This is a genomic window from Pseudomonas sp. NyZ201, assembly GCF_049860765.1.
Taxonomy (GTDB): Bacteria; Pseudomonadota; Gammaproteobacteria; order Pseudomonadales; family Pseudomonadaceae; genus Aquipseudomonas; species Aquipseudomonas bharatica.
Genome location: NZ_CP187557.1, coordinates 6,126,307 through 6,141,383 on the forward strand (window position 1 = coordinate 6,126,307; position 15,077 = coordinate 6,141,383).

General features: G+C 63.9%; 14 protein-coding genes. 9 read left to right on the forward strand and 5 right to left on the reverse strand.

What is annotated here, in order from left to right; genetic code table 11:
* Positions 1–216: 216 nt before the first annotated feature.
* Positions 217–1,404, forward strand: coding sequence for a 4-hydroxybenzoate 3-monooxygenase (pobA, locus tag ACPFMA_RS27580; protein WP_420059037.1), 1,188 nt, complete (start codon positions 217–219; stop codon positions 1,402–1,404).
* Positions 1,405–1,443: 39 nt separating this feature from the next.
* Here the strand turns inward: pobA and tauA are convergent, their stop codons facing one another.
* A complete protein-coding gene (gene tauA / locus ACPFMA_RS27585) occupies positions 1,444–2,418 on the reverse strand; it encodes a taurine ABC transporter substrate-binding protein (protein WP_009400148.1) in 975 nt (324 codons plus the stop codon).
* Positions 2,419–2,760: 342 nt separating this feature from the next.
* On the opposite strand from tauA, the gene ACPFMA_RS27590 reads away from it, so the two are divergent.
* From ACPFMA_RS27590 to ACPFMA_RS27625, 8 genes are all read left to right on the forward strand, one after another.
* Positions 2,761–4,086 carry an OprD family porin gene (locus tag ACPFMA_RS27590; protein WP_425929384.1) on the forward strand — a complete coding sequence of 442 codons (1,326 nt, stop codon included), beginning with the start codon at positions 2,761–2,763 and terminating at the stop codon, positions 4,084–4,086.
* Positions 4,087–4,255: 169 nt separating this feature from the next.
* Positions 4,256–4,894 (forward strand): peroxiredoxin, encoded by a 639-nt coding sequence (locus tag ACPFMA_RS27595; protein ID WP_064303137.1) that lies wholly within the window; start codon positions 4,256–4,258, stop codon positions 4,892–4,894.
* Between the two features lie 309 nt (positions 4,895–5,203).
* A complete protein-coding gene (gene ssuE, locus ACPFMA_RS27600) occupies positions 5,204–5,797 on the forward strand; it encodes an NADPH-dependent FMN reductase (RefSeq protein ID WP_009400143.1) in 594 nt (197 codons plus the stop codon).
* A gap of 100 nt (positions 5,798–5,897) precedes the next feature.
* Complete coding sequence (locus ACPFMA_RS27605) at positions 5,898–6,863, forward strand: sulfonate ABC transporter substrate-binding protein (RefSeq protein ID WP_009400141.1); 966 nt, start codon at positions 5,898–5,900, stop codon at positions 6,861–6,863.
* Between the two features lie 58 nt (positions 6,864–6,921).
* A complete protein-coding gene (gene ssuD, locus ACPFMA_RS27610; protein ID WP_420059039.1) occupies positions 6,922–8,070 on the forward strand; it encodes an FMNH2-dependent alkanesulfonate monooxygenase in 1,149 nt (382 codons plus the stop codon).
* Between the two features lie 10 nt (positions 8,071–8,080).
* The gene (gene ssuC / locus ACPFMA_RS27615; RefSeq protein ID WP_009400136.1) at positions 8,081–8,878 is read left to right on the forward strand and encodes an aliphatic sulfonate ABC transporter permease SsuC; all 798 of its coding nucleotides are present in this window, start codon (positions 8,081–8,083) and stop codon (positions 8,876–8,878) included.
* Positions 8,875–9,687 (forward strand): aliphatic sulfonates ABC transporter ATP-binding protein, encoded by an 813-nt coding sequence (gene ssuB, locus ACPFMA_RS27620; protein WP_009400134.1) that lies wholly within the window; start codon positions 8,875–8,877, stop codon positions 9,685–9,687. Before ssuC ends, ssuB begins: the two co-directional genes overlap by 4 nt.
* A gap of 28 nt (positions 9,688–9,715) precedes the next feature.
* Positions 9,716–9,931 (forward strand): TOBE domain-containing protein, encoded by a 216-nt coding sequence (locus ACPFMA_RS27625; RefSeq protein WP_009400132.1) that lies wholly within the window; start codon positions 9,716–9,718, stop codon positions 9,929–9,931.
* Between the two features lie 39 nt (positions 9,932–9,970).
* On the opposite strand, the gene ACPFMA_RS27630 is transcribed toward ACPFMA_RS27625, so the two are convergent.
* From ACPFMA_RS27630 to ACPFMA_RS27645, 4 genes are all read right to left on the reverse strand, one after another.
* Entirely contained in the window at positions 9,971–10,597 is a 627-nt protein-coding gene (locus tag ACPFMA_RS27630) for a TetR/AcrR family transcriptional regulator (protein WP_420059040.1), read from the reverse strand.
* A 1-nt stretch (position 10,598) separates the two neighbouring features.
* Positions 10,599–12,182, reverse strand: coding sequence for a glutamate--cysteine ligase (gene gshA / locus ACPFMA_RS27635; protein ID WP_009400128.1), 1,584 nt, complete (start codon positions 12,180–12,182; stop codon positions 10,599–10,601).
* 154 nt (positions 12,183–12,336) lie between these two features.
* On the reverse strand, positions 12,337–12,723 hold the full coding sequence (locus ACPFMA_RS27640) for a PaaI family thioesterase (protein WP_009400126.1): 387 nt from the start codon (positions 12,721–12,723) through the stop codon (positions 12,337–12,339).
* On the reverse strand, positions 12,720–15,038 hold the full coding sequence (locus tag ACPFMA_RS27645) for a Tex family protein (RefSeq protein WP_425929389.1): 2,319 nt from the start codon (positions 15,036–15,038) through the stop codon (positions 12,720–12,722). The genes ACPFMA_RS27640 and ACPFMA_RS27645 overlap by 4 nt, the downstream gene beginning before the upstream one ends.
* Positions 15,039–15,077 lie beyond the last annotated feature (39 nt).

Sequence of the window (15,077 nt, forward strand, 5' to 3'; positions counted from 1 at the left end):
AGCGGGTTCACCCGCGATTGCTATGGTGGGTTCACCACCGCAATCGCGGGTGAACCCGCTCCCACAGGGTCCGCATTGCCCCAAAAAAGGTGATCGATAATCGGACATATTTTTCAAAAGTGCAATTTACCGGCAACAAATCACCTTCTGTTTCCGGTTTGTTCGGCAAAAAATACAGGCGATCTCACACCTAAAAACAAACACGAGACAACCGCCATGAACACTCAGGTCGCCATCATCGGCGCCGGTCCGTCCGGCCTTCTGCTCGGCCAGCTTCTGCACAAGGCTGGCATCGACAACATCATCATCGAACGCCAGACCCCGGACTATGTCCTGGGCCGTATCCGTGCGGGCGTCCTCGAACAAGGCACCGTCGATATGCTTCGCGAAGCCGGGGTCAGCGCCCGCATGGACGCCGAGGGCCTGGTCCACGAAGGCGTCGAGCTGGTGTTCGACGGCAAGCGCGTACCGATCCACCTGACCGAACTCACCGGCGGCAAGAGCGTGATGGTCTACGGCCAGACCGAAGTCACCCGCGACTTGATGGACGCCCGCAGCGCCAGTGGCGCACCGATCATCTACTCGGCCAGCGACGTGCAACTGCACGAAGTGAAAGGCGAGCGCCCCTACGTGACCTTCGAAAAGGACGGCGAGCGCCAGCGCATCGATTGCGACTACATTGCCGGCTGCGACGGTTACCACGGTGTATCGCGCAAGACCATTCCCGCAGGCGTGCTGACCGAATACGAGCGGGTCTATCCGTTCGGCTGGCTCGGCCTGCTGTCCGACACACCGCCGGTCAACGAAGAGCTGATCTACGCCCAGCATGAGCGCGGCTTTTCCCTGTGCAGCCAGCGCTCGCTGACCCGCAGCCGCTACTACCTGCAAGTGCCGCTGACCGACAAGGTCGAGGACTGGAGCGACGAGCGCTTCTGGGACGAACTGAAGGCACGCCTGCCGCAAGACGTCGCCGCGCGCCTGGTCACCGGGCCGTCGTTGGAAAAGAGCATCGCCCCGCTGCGCAGCTACGTCGTCGAACCGATGCAGTACGGCAAGCTGTTCCTGGTCGGCGATGCTGCCCATATCGTCCCGCCTACCGGGGCCAAGGGCCTGAACCTGGCGGCGTCAGACGTCTGCTATCTGTACCGCATCCTGGTCAAGGTCTACCGCGAGGGGCGCACCGACCTGCTGGAGAAATACTCCGAGCTGGCCCTGCGCCGGGTGTGGAAAGGCGAGCGCTTCAGTTGGTTCATGACCAACCTGCTGCATGACTTCGACGGCGAGAAGGACGCCTGGGACCGCAAGATGCAGGAGGCCGATCGCGAGTACTTCCTCAATTCCCGTGTGGGCCTGGCGAATATCGCGGAGAACTATGTCGGCCTGCCTTACGAAGAGGTGTGCTGATGCAGGAACGCGGCCGCCCAAGGGCAGCCGCGATGATTGCTACTGGACGAATTTCGCGCTGACGAAGGGCGCGTAGTCCGGCAGCACGGTTTCCACCTTGCCCTGCTCCTTGAGGAATTTTGCCGTCTCGGCGATCGCCGCCGGGGTTTGGCCTTGCAGCAGCCCGGCCTGGGCCTGGGCGTCGGGGAAGGCGGAGCCTGCGAGCAGTTCAGGCACATCGGCGGGATTGGAGCCGGTCAGCCTGGCGATCTTCTGTACCGGCACCGAGTCGGCAGTCCACTGCGCCTTGTTCGCCGCATAGTCGGCGAAGGATTGCAGGGTCACCTTGGCGAACTTCGCCACGACGTCCGGGTGCTTCTCGGCGAAGTCCTTGCGCGCGACCCACACTTCGAAGGTCGGCGCGCCCCAGCCGCCGACTTCGGCGGCGTCGGTGAGGGTCTTGCCGGTCTTGCGGATCTCCCCCAGCGCCGGCGACCAGACGAAGGCGCCATCGATATCCCCACGCTTCCATGCCGCGGCGATTTCCGCCGGCTGCAGGTTCACCACTTTCACCTGACGCGTATCGAGCCCCCAGTGTTTGAGGGCACCGAGCAGGCTGTAGTGGGAGGTGGAGACGAACGGGGTGGCGATGGTCTTGCCGACCAGGTCCTTCGGACTGTCGATACCACTGCCATTGCGCACCACCAGCGCTTCGGCGGCGTTGATCTGCGCCGAAACGATGAAAGCCACGATCGGTAGCTTGCGCGAGGCGGCAGCGGCCAGCGGGCTGGAACCGAGGTTGCCGATCTGCACGTCGCCGGAGGCAATCGCGGTGACCACTTCCGGGCCGCTGTTGAAGCGGCGCCAGTCGATCTTCTCGCCAATCGCCTGCTCGTAGGCACCATCGGCCTGGGGCACCTTGCTGGGATCGATGCCGGTCTGGTAGCCCACGGTGAGACCGGCGGCATGGCTGACCAGGGTCAAGCCGGTGAGGGCCAGGGCGGTAAATACTTTGAGCGGACGGGACGGCTTCATGGCGGGGAATTCCGGAAGGGGAAAGCCATGAATCTAAATGATCTAAAAAACCAACCAGAAATAATTTATGGGCATTAGCTTATGTGCCCGAAGCGATGTGAAATTTTTGTTGGTTATGTCAAAAAAATCTTAAAAAAACACAAATAATTCTTTTTAGGTTTATCGAATTGTAATTATCCTTCGCCCCCAGCATGGCGCATTAGACCAAAGTCTTGAAACGACTGGTTACGATTGACTCGATGGTCATCCATTGGTGCTAATCGCCCATCGACAACGAGCCGGGCGCAAGACCCGACCGTTAACGAACCACAAGAATTAGAAACAGAGAGGAGCAATTCATCCATGAAGAAGTCGACCCTGACTCTTGCCGTCGCCCTTGGGGTACTGGCCCAGCAAGCAGGCGCTGCCGGTTTTATCGAAGATAGCAAGGCTACGTTGAAGCTGCGTAACTTCTATATCAACACCGATAACCGTGACACCCGCGCCACTTCCAACTACTCGGAAGAGTGGGGCCAGGGCTTCCAGATCGACTATACCTCGGGCTTCACCGAAGGCACCGTCGGTTTCGGCGTTGACGCCATCGGCCTGCTGGGCATCCGCCTGGACTCGGGCAAGGGCCGTCACGGCAACCCGACCAGCGCCTCCTACGGCGGTACGGTCTTCCCGACCGACAGCGACGGTCGCGCAGTCAACGACTTCTCCAGCCTGGGCGCCACCGCCAAGGCCAAGATCTCCCAGACTGAATTGCGCTACGGCACCTTGCTGCCGAAGACTCCGGTCATTTCGTACAACGACGGTCGCCTGCTGCCGCAAACCTTCGAAGGCGGCCAGATCGTCTCGAACGAGATCAAGGACCTGACCCTGACTGCCGGCCAGATCGAGCACGTCAAGGGCCGTAACTCCTCGAATACCGAAGGCTTGTCCATCGCTGGCGCGAACAACGCCCGTACTGGCTCGTTCAGCAACCAGTTCCGTTATGCCGGTGCCGACTACAAGCTGACCAAGGACCTGCTGGTTCAATACTGGTACGGCGGCCTGGAAGACTTCTACAAACAGCACTTCCTGGGTGCAGTGCATAACTGGGCAATCGGTGGCGGTACGCTGAAGTCCGACTTCCGTTACTTCCACAGTACCGACGACGGCGCCAACAGCAACGACCCGGCCTACTACACCAGCGGCTACTACGGTGGCACCACCACCAAAGGCAAGGTCGACAACGATCTGTGGAGCGCCCTGTTCCTCTACTCGATCAATGGTCACACCTTCGGCGGCGGCTACCAGAAGAGCCGCGGCGACAGCGACTTCCCTTGGCTGAACCAGGGTGACGGCTCGTCCAACTACACCATCACCGACTCGCAGATCCAGAAGTTCGGCCGTGCCGGTGAGTCCACCTGGCAGGCTCGCTACTCCTACGATTTCGCCAAGGTTGGCGTGGCTGGCCTGACCGCCGGCGTGGTCTACCTGAAAGGCGACAACATCGACGCTGCCATCGGCGACCGCTCCGAGTGGGAACGCGACATCACCGTTGCCTACGTGGTGCCTGAAGGCCCGCTGAAGAACTTCGGCGTGATGTGGAAAAACGCCGTATGGCGCAGCGACCTGACCAGCGCCAACCACGCACAGGACGAAAACCGCCTGATCCTCAGCTACTCCATCCCGCTGCTGTAACCCGCCGCGAGATTACCCAACGCCCGCCCGGCCCCGTGCCGTGCGGGCGTTGTTTTGTCCGCTATTTGTTATCTCTTTACGATCTAAATAAATCGATATTTATTCTTTTTAATTTGCTCGGCCTACAGGCACAGTTGAGTCCATCAACGAACAGCCAAGGAGCCGCACCATGAGCCTCAGACTCGGCGATATCGCCCCCGACTTCGAACAGGATTCCAGCGCCGGCAAGATCCGCTTCCACGAGTGGCTCGGCGACAGCTGGGGCGTGCTGTTCTCGCACCCGGCCGACTTCACCCCGGTGTGCACCACCGAGCTGGGCTTCACCGCCAAGCTGAAAGATCAGTTCGCCGAGCGCGGCGTCAAGGCCATCGCCCTGTCGGTGGACCCGGTGGACTCCCACCACCGCTGGATCGACGACATCAACGAAACCCAGAACACCACGGTCAACTTCCCGATCCTGGCCGATGCCGATCGCAAGGTTTCCGACCTGTACGACCTGATCCACCCCAACGCCAACGACACCCTCACCGTGCGTTCCTTGTTCGTGATCGACCCGAACAAGAAGATCCGCCTGACCATCACCTATCCGGCCAGTACCGGGCGCAACTTCCACGAGATCCTGCGGGTGATCGATTCGTTGCAGCTCACCGACAACCACAAGGTGGCCACCCCGGCCAACTGGCAGGACGGTGACGAAGTGGTGATCGTGCCGTCGCTGAAGGACGAGGAAGAGATCAAGCGCCGCTTCCCCAAGGGCTACCGCGCGGTCAAGCCTTATCTGCGCCTGACCCCACAGCCGAACCGTTGATTCTGATTTAGCCATCGCAGGGATTTTCGGGCCGTTTCGACGGCCCTTTTTTTTGCCTGCTTCCAAGCTGTACACGGCCCCTGTGGGAGCGGGTTCACCCGCGATGCTGTAGTGGATTCACTATCGCAATCGCGGGTGAACCCGCTCCCACAGGGGCCGCATACAACCCCAAAACGCATATCTCCAATTCATATAAACAAATGAAAAAATATGATTTCTAGATATATGCAAGCACCTGTTAATGTCACCCCATTCCAGCGAGCCACCTAACTCGCGGGCCTTTCGAACAGTTCCAAGGATGCGCATTCAATGTTGGTCGTTTCTATCGGTGGAAGTCCCAGCCTGCGTTCACGGTCCGGCGTGCTGCTCGAACGCGCACGCGATTGGCTGCAAGGCCAGGGCGTGGAAGTGGTGACGTTCCAGGTGCGGGACTTCCCGGCCGAAGATCTGCTTCATGCCCGTTTCGACAGCCCTCAGGTCCAGCATTTCCAGCAGCTGGTGGAACAGGCCGACGGCCTGATCGTTTCCACCCCGGTGTACAAGGCGTCGTTCGCCGGTGCCCTGAAGACCCTGCTCGATCTGCTGCCCGAGCGCGCCCTGAGTCACAAGGTGGTGCTGCCCATCGCGACCGGCGGCAGCATCGCCCATATGCTGGCGGTGGACTACGCCCTGAAACCGGTGCTCTCGGCCTTGAAGGCGCAGGAGACCCTGCAAGGGATCTTCGCCGACGACAGCCAGGTCGCCTACGGCCAGGGCAATGTCCCGGCCCATCTGGCGCCCGCCCTGGAGCAGCGCCTGAACGAATCCCTGGAGCTGTTCCACAGCGCCCTGGCCCGTCGCCCGAAACCCCTGGCGCCCGGCCTGCTCAACGAACGCCTGATCAGTGCCCGCTGGAGCATCTGATCCCGTAGCACCCGTTTCATCGTGCAACCCCCACCTTACTGGCCCGACAACGAGGCAAGCAGGTGCAGCCCGAATCCCAACACTGCAAAAGGAGAGCGCTATGCGCACTGTCGTTTTGCGTCGTGGTCTGGCCGCTCTGTTCGCTGCGGCTGTTACCTTCGGCGCCATCACTCAAGCCCAGGCCGAAACCCTGCGTATCGGCTACCAGAAGTACGGCACCCTGGTTCTGCTCAAGGCCAAGGGCAGCCTGGAAAAGCGCCTCGCCGCCCAAGGCGTGCAGGTGCAATGGACTGAATTCCCCGGCGGCCCGCAACTGCTGGAAGGCCTTAACGTCGGCTCCATCGATTTCGGCGTGACCGGCGAAACCCCGCCCGTCTTCGCCCAGGCCGCCGGCGCCGATCTGCTGTACGTGGCCTACGAGCCGCCAGCGCCGCACAGCGAAGCGATCCTGGTGCCGAAGGGTTCGCCGATCCAGTCGGTCAAGGAACTCAAGGGCAAGAAGGTCGCCCTGAACAAGGGCTCCAACGTGCATTACCTGCTGGTCCGCGCCCTCGAGGACGCTGGCCTGAAATACAGCGATATCCAGCCGGTGTTCCTGCCGCCCGCCGATGCCCGCGCCGCCTTCGAGCGTGGCAGCGTCGATGCCTGGGTGATCTGGGACCCGTACCAGGCCGCCGCCGAGCAACAGCTGCAAGCCCGCACCCTGCGCGATGGCCAGGGCATCGTCGACAACCATCAGTTCTACCTGGCCACCAAGCCTTATGCGCAGAAGCACCCTGAAGTGATCAGCGCCCTGGTGGACGAGGTGCGTGCCGTGGGCGAATGGTCCAAGGCCAACCCGCAGGAAGTGACCGACCAGGTCGCGCCGCTGCTCGGCCTGCCCGCCGATATCACCCTGACCTCGGTCAAGCGCCAGGGCTACGGTGCCGGCTTCCTGACCCCGGAAGTGGTCGCCGCGCAGCAGAAGATCGCCGACACCTTCACCAGCCTGAAGCTGATCCCCAAGCCGCTGAGCATCAAGGACGTGATCTGGACGCCACCGGCCAAGGTCGCCACCGCACCTTGACGTTTCGCCCGAGCCGGGGCACCGCCCCGGTCTGAGCCACCCTTAGGAGACAACTCCAATGAGCCTCAACGTTTTCTGGTTTCTTCCGACCCATGGCGACGGCCATTACCTTGGCACCGCCGAAGGCGCTCGCGCCGTCGATCACGGTTATCTGCAGCAGGTGGCACAGGCGGCCGACCGTCTTGGCTTCGGCGGCGTGCTGATCCCCACCGGGCGTTCCTGCGAGGACTCCTGGCTGGTGGCCGCGTCGCTGATCCCGGTGACCCAGCGCCTGAAGTTCCTCGTGGCCCTGCGCCCGGGGATCATTTCGCCGACCGTGGCGGCACGCCAGGCCGCGACCCTCGACCGGCTGTCCGGCGGGCGCGCGCTGTTCAACCTGGTGACCGGTGGAGACCCTGACGAACTGTCCGGCGACGGCCTGTTCCTCAGCCATGAAGAACGCTATCAGGCATCGGTGGAATTCACCCGCATCTGGCGTCGGGTGCTGGAAGGCGAGACGGTCGACTACGACGGCAAGCACATCACCGTGAAGGGCGCCAAGCTGCTCTATCCACCGATCCAGCAACCGCGTCCGCCGCTGTATTTCGGTGGCTCTTCCGACGCCGCACAGGACCTGGCCGCCGAGCAGGTCGAGCTGTACCTGACCTGGGGCGAACCGCCGAGCGCGGTGGCCGAGAAGATCGCGCAAGTCCGCGAGAAGGCCGCCAGGCTGGGCCGTACCGTGCGCTTCGGTATCCGCCTGCATGTGATCGTCCGCGAAACCAACGACGAGGCCTGGAAAGCCGCCGAACGCCTGATCTCCCATCTGGACGACGACACCATCGCCCGTGCCCAGGCTTCCCTGGCGCGCTTCGATTCGGTCGGCCAGCAACGCATGGCCGCCCTGCACGGCGGCAACCGCGACAACCTGGAAGTCAGCCCCAACCTGTGGGCCGGCGTCGGCCTGGTGCGTGGCGGTGCCGGTACCGCGCTGGTCGGCGATGGCCCGACCGTGGCAGCGCGGGTCAAGGAATACGCCGAGCTGGGCATCGACACCTTCATTTTCTCCGGCTACCCGCACCTGGAAGAGTCGTACCGCGTGGCCGAACTGCTGTTCCCGCACCTGGATATCGAACGTCCGGCCCTGCCGCAGGAGCGTGGCTACGTCAGCCCGTTCGGCGAGATGGTGGCCAACGACATCCTGCCCAAAGCCGCGGCGCAGCGTTGAGGATCACGCCATGAGTCGTTCTTCTTCCAACTCCTGGGTCCAGCGCCTGGCGCCCTGGGCCCTGCCGGTAGCGCTGCTGGCGATCTGGCAACTGGCGGTCAGCGCCGGTTGGCTGTCGACCCGCATCCTGCCGGCGCCAAGCGCGGTGATTTCCGCGGGCGTCGAACTGGTGCGCAGCGGCGAAATCTGGACCCACCTGGCAATCAGCGGCTGGCGTGCCGGGCTGGGCTTCTTGATCGGCGGCAGCATCGGCCTGGTGCTCGGCTTCATCACCGGCCTGTCGCGCTGGGGTGAGCGCCTGCTGGACAGCTCGGTGCAGATGATCCGCAACGTGCCGCACCTGGCGCTGATCCCGCTGGTGATCCTGTGGTTCGGCATCGACGAGTCGGCGAAGATCTTCCTGGTCGCCCTCGGCACGCTGTTCCCGATATACCTGAACACCTACCACGGCATCCGCAACGTCGATCCGGCGCTGGTGGAAATGGCCCGCAGTTACGGCCTCAGCGGCTTCGCCCTGTTCCGCCAGGTGATCCTGCCGGGTGCGCTGCCATCGATCCTGGTCGGCGTGCGCTTCGCCCTCGGCTTCATGTGGCTGACCCTGATCGTCGCCGAGACCATCTCGGCCAACTCCGGCATCGGCTACCTGGCGATGAACGCCCGCGAGTTCCTGCAGACCGACGTGGTAGTGCTGGCGATCGTGCTGTACGCGGTGCTCGGCAAGCTGGCCGACCTCGCTGCCCGCGGCCTGGAACGTGTCTGGCTGCGCTGGCACCCGGCCTATCAAGTGAGCAAGGGAGACCGCGCATGACCGTTCTCAAGGAACAGCCGCCGCGCCTGCTGCGTGGCATCCCGCTGGCGGTGCAGAAGGTCGAGAAGACCTTCGGCCAACGCAAGGTCCTGCGCAATATCGACCTGCACATCCCGGCCGGCCAGTTCGTCGCCATCGTCGGTCGCAGTGGCTGTGGCAAGAGCACCCTGCTGCGTTTGCTGGCCGGCCTCGACCAACCGACCGGTGGTGAATTGCTGGCTGGTAGTGCGCCACTGTCGGACGCTCGCGAAGACACCCGCCTGATGTTCCAGGAAGCGCGCCTGCTGCCGTGGAAGCGGGTGATCGACAACGTCGGCCTGGGTCTCGAAGGCAAGTGGCAGGAACGTGCCAGGCAGGCACTGGAAGCGGTAGGCCTGGCCGACCGTGCCAATGAATGGCCGGCAGCCCTGTCCGGTGGGCAGAAGCAGCGCGTGGCCCTGGCCCGCGCCCTGATCCACCAGCCGCGCCTGCTGCTGCTCGACGAGCCGCTGGGCGCCCTGGATGCCCTGACCCGGATCGAAATGCAGCAATTGATCGAAGACCTCTGGCGCAAGCACGGCTTCACCGTGCTGCTGGTGACCCACGACGTCAGCGAAGCGGTAGCGGTCGCCGACCGGGTGATCCTGATCGAGGACGGCGAAATCGGCCTCGACCTGCACGTGGACCTGCCGCGCCCACGGGTACGTGGCTCGCACCGCCTGGCCGCGCTGGAAACCGAAGTACTCAACCGTGTTCTCTCGATCCCTGGCACTCCGCCCGGGCCCGAACCCGTAGCACCCTTGCCTACGCAACTGCGCTGGGCTCATTGACCTCAGAACCTACGAAGGAAGCAAGCAGATGACTATCAAAGCGATCAACGTACGTAACCAGTTCAAAGGCACCGTGAAAGAAATCCTGGAAGGCCCGGTACTGTCGGAAATCGACGTGCAGACCGCCTCGGGCATCGTCACTTCGGTGATCACCACCCGTTCGGTCAAGGAGCTGGAACTGACCATCGGCAGCGAAGTGATTGCCTTCGTGAAATCGACCGAGGTTTCCATCGCCAAGCTGTGATGGACCTGCGCGGACCTTGTGGGAGCGGTCGGCCTTTGATCAGTGTTTGGGCAGGAACGGCGGTAGATACAGCCCCACATACGCTTCGAACACCCGCATCCCCTCCTCCGCCATGCGCGGCGTGATCTGCCCGTGCACCTGCACCGAACGGGCATACACCCGGTCGCTCAGCTCCATCGCCAAGGCAAATACATCCACATCACGCGGCAGCTCCGGCAAGCGGAAATGCTGCTCGAACAGCTTGTGCATCAGGTCGCCCAGCTCGATATCGTGCTGGCGGTCGGCCTGGGTCACTTCGCTCAGGCCATGCTGGGCGAGGATCAGTTGCCGGGCGGCGGCGTCCTGTTGATAGATCTCCAGCATCCGCGCTTCCACCAGCCGCGCCAGGTCCCGCCAGCCGGTCAGGCTCGCGCTATCGATGGGCGCCTGCAGGCAGGCGCGAAACGCGCCGTGTACATCCGCCGTCAGCGCCTCGAGCAAGGCCGGGACGCTGGCGAAGAAGTGATAGACCGACGACGGCGGGATCTGCGCGCGCTCGGCGACGCTGTAGATCGACAGGCTGGCCACGCCCTCGCTGGCCAGCAAGGTGCGGGCCGCGTCGAGGATCGAGTCGATCCGCGCCTGGCTGCGGGCGCGGGGTTTGCGAGGGGTGCTGCCGCGGCTCATGTCAGTTGCTGATCGCCAGGATGCTGGCCTGGTAGGCGCCGACGAACAGGTCGAAGTCGCCGACTTCCTGCTGCTCCAGACGCGCCTGCTCTTCCAGCGAAGCACGGGCCAGGCTTTCGAAACGCGCCTGCTCTTCAGCCGGCAGCGGCTCCTTGCGCAGGTAGTCGGCATGCAGCTGACTCTGGCGCAGGGCGAAGGCGGCGAAGCTTTCCTGGTGCGCGGTCATGCTGGCGAGCACCTGGGCCGACGGGGTCAGCGCCGGGTCGTCGACCTTGGCCGCCTGGGTGGCGAGGGCACGGGCGTGCTCATCGCTGCCCTGGCTGCGGTCGAGCAGTTCGGCCAACGGTGCGATACGCGCCAGCAGCTCGGAGGCCCAGGCCTTGAGTTCGACCGGCTGACCGTCGCGGTGCAGTTGCAGGCCCGGACGCCGGCCTTCCTTGACCACCTTGAGGAAGTTGTCGGTGCACTGGCCGCACTCGCCGTTTTGCAGCAGCGGGCTTTCTTCCAGCGCGCAGAACAGCAGGAAGGCATCGAGGAAACGCGCCTGCGGCAAATCGATGCCGGTCGGCAGGAACGGGTTGATATCCAGGCAGCGCACTTCGATGTACTGGATGCCCCGGGCCACCAGCGCCTGGATCGGCCGCTCGCCGGTATAGGTCACGCGCTTGGGACGGATGTTCGAGTAGTACTCGTTCTCGATCTGCAGGATGTTGGTGTTGAGCTGCACCCACTCGCCATCCTTGTGCGTACCGATCTCGACATAGGGCGCGTAGGGCGTGGCCACGGCGCGGCGCAGGCTGTCGGTGTAGCTGGCGAGGTCGTTGTAGCAGGGGGTCAGGCCGGCCTGGGCGTTGCTCTGGTAGCCCAGGTCGCTCATGCGCAGGCTGGTGGCCCACGGCAGGAACAGGGTGTCGGCGTCGAAGGATTCGAGCTGGTGCGGGCGGCCACGGAGGAACCCTGCGTCCAGCGCCGGCGAGGCACCGAACAGGTACATCAGCAGCCAGCTGTAGCGGCGGAAATTGCGGATCAGGGCAATGTAGGCCGACGACTGGTAGTCACGGTCGTCACCGCTGCCGCCTTCGGCATCACGCAGCAGCGGCCAGAGCTTTTCCGGCAGCGAGAAGTTGTAGTGGATACCGGCGATGCACTGCATGGTCCGGCCGTAGCGCAGGGCCAGGCCCTTGCGGTAGACGTACTTGAGCTGGCCGATGTTCGAGGTGCCGTACCAGGCGATCGGGATGTCCTCTTCCGCCGGCAACGGGCACGGCATCGACGGACTCCACAGGTACTCGCTGCCGAGCTTGCTGACGGCGAAGCGGTGGATGTTCTCCAGGCTTTCGAGGGTCTGCGCCGGGTCGGCCAGGGCCGGGGTGATGAATTCCAGCAGCGACTCGGAATAATCGGTGGTGATGGATTCGTGCGTCAGCGCCGAGCCCAGGGCCTCGGGGTGCGGTGTCTGGGCCAGGCGACCGTCCTCGGTCACGCGCAGGCATTCACGCTCGATGCCGTGCAGGCACTGCTTGAGCAGGGAGAGGTTGTCGCCTTGGCCAAGCAGGCTCAGGCGGCGGTTGAGAAGTTCGCTCAAGATGGATTCCTTCACACATCAGTCGCCCCGATATGGGGGTGGAAATGACGGTCTACAAGGGTGGACAGGAGGAACTGGCGTTGTCGCCTGGTTTTCGCAGGGAATCGGCAGCGCCCAGCGCACTGCCGAAAGTACCGCAGATGGCCTTTTGCGGCTAGAGCGCCGCGAAGGTGCCTTGGGCCTTGGCGACGAGTTTGTCGTCCTGGAATACGTCGGCGTCCAGTACGAGCGTGCGGCGCCCGGCGTGCAGGACGCGGGCGATACACAGCACTTCACCTTCGCTGACCGCACGAACGTAGTTGATCTTGCACTCCAGGGTGACGCTGCGCCGATCGAAGCCGTGGCTGCTGGAGCAGGCCAGGCCCATGGCGATGTCCACCAGGCTGAAGATCGCCCCGCCATGCAGGAAACCGCCGCGATTGCGCAGGTGCGGCTCCAGGGCCAGGGCCACCTCGGCAACGCCCGCTTCGAGGCGTTGCAGACGGCAGCCCAGCAACTGGCTAAAGGCGCTCTGGACGATGTCTTCAGGCGCGCCCGTCACTTCTTCTTCAACTGCTTGGCGTTGGCGAACAAGGAGGCCATGGCGTTGTTGACCGGTGGCGGGGTGTCCTTGACCCGCGCTGGCGCGCCTTGCTGGCGACCACCCGAACCCTGGCGACCGCCGCGGGCACCCTCGACCTTCTCGCCCGGGGTGTCGCTCATGCGCATGGACAGGCCGACGCGCTTGCGCGGGATGTCCACTTCCATGACCTTGACCTTGACCACGTCGCCGGCCTTGACCGCTTCACGCGGGTCCTTGATGAACTTCTCGGACAGCGCCGAGATGTGCACCAGGCCGTCCTGGTGCACGCCGATATCGACGAAGGCACCGAAGTTGGTGACGTTGGTCACCACGCCTTCGAGGATCATCCCCGGCACCAGGTCCTTGAGGTCTTCGACGCCTTCCTGGAACTCGGCGGTCTTGAACTCGGGGCGCGGGTCGCGGCCGGGCTTGTCCAGCTCCTGGAGGATGTCGGTGACGGTCGGCAGGCCGAAGGTCTCGTCGGTGAACTTCTTCGGATCGAGACGCTTGAGGAAGCCGCTGTCGCCGATCAGCGAACGGATATCGCGGCCGGTGTCGGCGGCGATGCGCTGTACCAGCGGGTAGGCCTCGGGGTGGACGGCCGAGGCGTCCAGCGGGTCGTCACCGTTCATCACACGGAGGAAGCCGGCGGCCTGTTCGAAGGTCTTCTCGCCGAGGCGGCTGACTTTCTTCAGGGCGGCGCGGGTCTTGAAGGCGCCGTTGGCATCACGGTGGCTGACGATGTTCTGTGCCAGGGTCGCGTTGAGGCCGGAGATACGTGCCAGCAGGGCCACGGAGGCGGTGTTGACGTCGACGCCGACGGCGTTCACGCAGTCCTCGACCACCGCGTCCAGGCCACGGGCCAGCTTGAGTTGGGAGACGTCGTGCTGGTACTGGCCGACGCCGATGGATTTCGGGTCGATCTTCACCAGCTCGGCCAGCGGGTCCTGCAGGCGGCGGGCGATGGACACGGCGCCACGGATCGACACATCGAGGTCGGGGAATTCGCGGGCGGCCAGTTCGGATGCCGAGTACACCGAAGCGCCAGCCTCGGAAACCATGACCTTGGTGATCTTCAGCGCCGGGTATTTCTTGACCAGCTCGGAGATCAGCTTGTCGCTTTCACGGCTGGCGGTGCCGTTGCCGATGGCGACCAGCTCCACCGAGTGCTTGGCGCACAGGGCAGCGAGGATGGCGATGGTGCGATCCCAGTCGTTCTTCGGCGCGTGCGGGTAGACCGTGGTGTGGTCGAGCAGCTTGCCGGTGGCATCGACCACCGCGACCTTGCAGCCAGTACGCAGGCCCGGGTCGAAGCCCAGGGTCGCGCGCGGGCCGGCCGGAGCGGCCAGCAGCAGGTCGTGCAGGTTGTGGGCGAACACGTTGATCGCCTCGCCTTCGGCATTGTCGCGCAGCTCGCCGAACAGGTCGGTTTCCAGGTGGCTGTAGAGCTTGACCTTCCAGGTCCAGCGCACCACTTCGGCCAGCCATTTGTCAGCCGGACGGCCCTGGTTGGCCAGGCCGAAGCGCTCGGCGATCATCAGTTCGCACGGGTGCAGGGTGCCCGGAAGTTCTTCGCCGACCTTGAGCGAGGCGGACAGCACGCCTTCGTTGCGCCCGCGGAAGATCGCCAGGGCACGGTGCGACGGCACGCCCTTGAGCGGTTCGTCATGTTCGAAATAGTCGCGGAACTTGGCGCCCTCTTCCTCCTTGCCCGGCACCACGCGGGCCGACAGGGTGGCTTCCTGGGTCAGGAAGTTGCGCAGCTTGTCGAGCAGGGCAGCGTCTTCGGCGAAGCGCTCCATGAGGATGTACTTGGCGCCTTCCAGCGCAGCCTTGACGTCGGCAACGCCTTTTTCGGCATCGACGAAGCGCGCGGCCTCGCTTTCGGGGGACAGTTGCGGATCGGCCAGCAGGCCGTCGGCCAGTTCGCCGAGGCCGGCTTCCAGGGCGATCTGGCCTTTGGTGCGACGCTTCTGCTTGTACGGCAGGTACAGGTCTTCGAGGCGGGTCTTGGTGTCGGCGAGCTTGATCTCGCGGGCCAGTTCCGGGGTCAGCTTGCCCTGCTCCTCGATGCTGGCCAGGATGCTGGCGCGACGCTCGTCGAGTTCGCGCAGGTAGCGCAGGCGCTCTTCGAGGGTGCGAAGCTGGGTGTCATCCAGGCTGCCGGTCACTTCTTTGCGGTAACGGGCGATAAAAGGCACCGTGGAGCCTTCATCAAGTAGAGCCACGGCCGCCTCGACCTGTTGCGGGCGGACGCCGAGTTCTTCGGCGATGCGGCTGTTGATGCTGTCCATAAAACCACCTGACAAATTGTGAATGCTTGGCCGCAGGGG